Raw genomic sequence first — 3,853 nt, forward strand, 5'->3', positions numbered from 1 at the left:
TGTGTAATGGTCTCAACACCACTCACTGCGAAATTTATGGGATTAGACAATCCACGTTCTGCGATGATTTTTGGTGGTTTGGCAGGAACGGTAAGTGGTGTGTCAGCTGGTTTAGCTGCTACAGACCGCCGTTTAGTGCCTTACGGTGCACTTACAGCAACTTTTCACACGGGCCTTGGCTGTTTAATGGGTCCAACTATTCTGTTCTTTGCGGTTAAAGCTTTAGTCGGTTAATAAGTATTTATTACTCAGTCAAAAAGGCCGTTGCTATTAACAACGGTCTTTTTTATTTTTGAAATTAGAGGCAAACATTCGACATTCAGCAATGAGAGCAAGTAAGTTTGGGTCACGTTCTTTACTTTTTAAAAAGACCAGACCAATTTCTTGTTGCATGTGGTATTGCTGTTTTAGAGGAATAAGTTTTACCGAACTTTCATAAACCGCAGAAATACGGCCAGGTAATAGTGCGAAACCTACACCTGAGCTAACCATACTAATTAAGGTAAAAATATCATTGACCTGCAAAGCAACTTTAGGTGAAAAACCGGCTTTTTTAAAAATGATGTCGCTGTCGTTATGAGTTGCAAAACCCTTGGTTAAAGTTAAAAAAGTTTCTTCTTTTAAAAGGCTTAAATCAATATCTTTAAACTCAGCATATTTTGAATCTTTATTGACTGCCAGAAAGATATCGTCTGAAAACATCGGCAAAATTTCAAAGTCATCATCTTGAGTGGTTTCATTTAAAGCTACAATGATTGCATCCAGCTCAGTTGCTTTGAGCTTTTTCACCAAATCCTGATTTGAACTCAGCAACAGTTGAATATCAAGCTCACTACGTCTGAGTTTGAGACCGCTAATCACATTTGGAATTGTATTTACCGTCAAAGAATAAAGAGACCCTAAATGTAAAACCTTGGCTGCAAAGCCAGCGGCTTCTCTGGTTTTATTTACGGTGATAAAAATGTCTTGTACGATTTTTTGCGCCCGTTCTTCAAATACATAAGCACTTTTTAAAGGAATGAGGTTACGGCCTTCATTTTTAAAAAGAGGACAACGTAAAGCGCTTTCTAAAGAGTGTAGTGCTTTATGAACACTGACGTTACTCAGTTGCATTTCTGCCGCGGTTTTAGACAAGTTGCCACAGCGCATAAAGGCCAAAAAAATCTGTATTTTTTTAAGAGTCAGTTCTTCATCTATTTCCATATTAACATCCAGATATTCTTACCCTTAAAATCGCGCTTTAAGATGAAACTATCATAAATTAAATACTTTAAAATTGTGCTTAGGTCGAAGCATCACTTTACAGGCTTGCTTCGACCCTTTGTTGAATAGTTTTGATGACTTGATCTAAAGCAGCTTGAATTTTTTCGTTCCACTCAAAAGAACAATTGATTCTTAAATAATGCTGCTGTGCGGGTAAAACACTAAAGAGTGGGCTTGGCGCAACACCAATGTCTTGTTGGATGAGTTCTTCATAAATTTGCATACTATCGAGTTTATGAGGCAATTTAACCCATAGAAAATAACCGCTTGGGTAATAATAAATCTCGCAGATCGCGGGCAGATGTTGCTTCAAATAGTGGTAAAACTGCTTTTTATAACGTTCAAGTGAAAGTCTAAGTGTGCGCAAATGCTTTTCATAATGATGATGAGACAAGAACTCAACCAAGGCATTTTGGATGAGTGCATTCACTGAAATAGTACTCATAAGCTGCAAGTGTTGGATATGGTCCGAAAATTTACCCGCATAGACCCAACCTACCCGAAAACCTGCCCCTAAAGTTTTAGAAAATGAAGAGCAGTGCAGTACCAGATTTTGTTGGTCAAAGTACTTCATCGAAAGTGGTTTTTGCCCGCCATAATAAAGCTCTTCATACACATCATCTTCAATCAAATAGATTTGGTGTTCATGAAGCAGTTTGGCAATTTTATATTTAATCTCATCACTGACCGTAAACCCAATCGGATTATGGCTATTTAACATGAGCCAACATACTTTAATTGGATATGTGTGAATAACCTGCTCAAAAGCCTCTAGGTCAAAACCATGTTGTGGATGTTCGGGAATGGTAATGACCTTAAGCCCTAAACGTTCAGCAGCCTGCCAAGCACCGTAAAACACGGTTTGTTGCAATAGAATATAGTCACCCGGTTTAGCAACTGCTTGTAAAGAAAGATTGAGCGCATCTAATCCTCCAGATGTAATGACAATGTCATCTGGATCGGTCTGTATGCCTTGCATACAGTAGCGCTGAGCAATTAGTTTTCTTAACGCTAAATTACCGGGAGGTAGGCTTGCTGTCTGGTCATAGCTTTGCCTTTGCCGTGCAAGTTGCCCCATAATTTGAATAAGTTTGGGAGCAGCTAAAAGTTGACTATCAGGGAAAGCTGAACCAAAAGGCACAACAGACTCATGTTGAATCGATTTAAGATATTTAAAAACTAAAGAATTAATTTCAATTTTAGAATTAAGCGAAACGACCGAATATTGTTCCAGTGGTTTTAGTGCAATTTGCTCCGCAACAAAATAGCCAGACTTTTCCTTTGAATAGATCAGACCTTGTGATTCAAGCTCCTGATAAGCATTCATCACAGTCATTAAACTAAAACCAGAACGATGGACCTGATCTCTTAATGACGGTAATTTCTCATGTGCATTTAAAGTGCCGCTTTCAATAAGTTGGCGAATGCTATGGGCGAGTTGTTCTGATTTATACATGTATGGGCTGCACGAAATAACAAAATAAAAGATGCACTGAGCCAATAATAAATGCCGCTTGCAGAATCTACAAACGGCATTTGTTTATAAGGATGGGTTTACTTTAAGTAAGGGGCAGCATAAATCAATATCACTTTAAACAAACCCGCAATCACAGCTAAGGCTAAAAAACCACCAAGCCATAACAGAATAAACCATTGGGTTTGACTGAGTTTAACTGACGACTTTTTCATAACACCCCCGTACCTTAATGATAACCTTCATCACCTACACGAACTTTGTCACGGAATACCCAGTAAGACACAATGGTGTAAGTAATAATGATTGGAATCAAAATAAGCGCACCCACTAAAGCAAACATTTGGCTGGAATGAGGCGCTGCCGCTTGCCAAATCGTAACTGATGGTGGAATGATATTTGGCCACAAACTAATCACAAAACCAGTAAAGGCAAGGAAGACCAATGCCAAGGTATATATAAATGGTTTGTGGTCTTGCTGTTTTTTACATGCCGATAAAATCAGGCCAACAAATAGTAAGACCAAAATAGGCACTGGACTAAAATAGAACAGATTTGGTAAAGAGAACCAACGATCTGCAATTTCGGGGTGGGTTAACGGCGTATATAAGCTGACGGCACCAAAGATAATGAGCAGCGCAATAATTAACTTTGGCATCAGCTCATACATACGTTGCTGCAAGCCTTTTTCAGTTTTTAAAATGAGCCAACCACAGCCTAAAGTGGCATACATGGCAACTACACCAATACCTGTGAAAATGGAGAATGCAGTAAGCCAGTCAAAAGGGCCACCGGCAAAAATACCGTTTTCGGTTTTAATCCCTTGAATATAGGCCCCTAAAATAATCCCTTGGAGGAAGCTCGTTAAAACCGAACCCCAAATAAAAGCTAAGTCCCAAAGGTGTTTGGTCCGATGAGCTTTAAAACGGAATTCAAAAGCAACTCCACGGAAAATCAAGGCAATGACCATGAAAATAATAGGCAGGTAGAGCGCAGATAAAACCGTTGAATAGACTAGCGGGAAGGCTGCATACAGGCCAGCACCCCCAAGTACCATCCAGGTTTCATTACCATCCCAGACAGGAGCGACGGTATTCATCATCACGTCACGTTCTT

At 39.3% G+C, this 3,853-nt stretch carries 4 protein-coding genes and 1 pseudogene; 1 reads left to right on the forward strand and 4 read right to left on the reverse strand.

Annotated features, from left to right (window positions below):
• Positions 1–234: pseudogene (locus C1642_RS19395) on the forward strand (malonate transporter subunit MadM); the annotation flags it as partial.
• Between the two features lie 36 nt (positions 235–270).
• On the opposite strand, the gene C1642_RS13155 reads toward C1642_RS19395, so the two are convergent.
• The 4 genes from C1642_RS13155 to cydB form a co-directional block, all read right to left on the reverse strand.
• Positions 271–1,203: a LysR family transcriptional regulator gene (locus tag C1642_RS13155; RefSeq protein WP_103236420.1), complete on the reverse strand. Its 933-nt coding sequence runs from the start codon at positions 1,201–1,203 to the stop codon at positions 271–273.
• A gap of 97 nt (positions 1,204–1,300) precedes the next feature.
• Positions 1,301–2,719, reverse strand: coding sequence for a PLP-dependent aminotransferase family protein (locus C1642_RS13160; RefSeq protein ID WP_057052506.1), 1,419 nt, complete (start codon positions 2,717–2,719; stop codon positions 1,301–1,303).
• 98 nt (positions 2,720–2,817) lie between these two features.
• Positions 2,818–2,952 (reverse strand): hypothetical protein, encoded by a 135-nt coding sequence (locus C1642_RS13165; protein ID WP_000749814.1) that lies wholly within the window; start codon positions 2,950–2,952, stop codon positions 2,818–2,820.
• A gap of 14 nt (positions 2,953–2,966) precedes the next feature.
• Positions 2,967–3,853 (reverse strand): cytochrome d ubiquinol oxidase subunit II (gene cydB / locus C1642_RS13170; RefSeq protein ID WP_213064278.1); only part of this gene is annotated, 887 nt, incomplete at its 5' end.

It is taken from the genome of Acinetobacter sp. AKBS16 (genome assembly GCF_002899995.1).
GTDB classification, from domain to species: Bacteria; Pseudomonadota; Gammaproteobacteria; order Pseudomonadales; family Moraxellaceae; genus Acinetobacter; species Acinetobacter baumannii.

What these genes read in the sequence shown, in the direction of transcription:
- C1642_RS13155 (WP_103236420.1), bottom strand. Translation starts at nt 1,203, where the DNA reads ATGGAAATAGATGAAGAACTGACTCTTAAAAAAATACAGATTTTTTTG.
- C1642_RS13160 (WP_057052506.1), bottom strand. Translation starts at nt 2,719, where the DNA reads ATGTATAAATCAGAACAACTCGCCCATAGCATTCGCCAACTTATTGAA.
- C1642_RS13165 (WP_000749814.1), bottom strand. Translation starts at nt 2,952, where the DNA reads ATGAAAAAGTCGTCAGTTAAACTCAGTCAAACCCAATGGTTTATTCTG.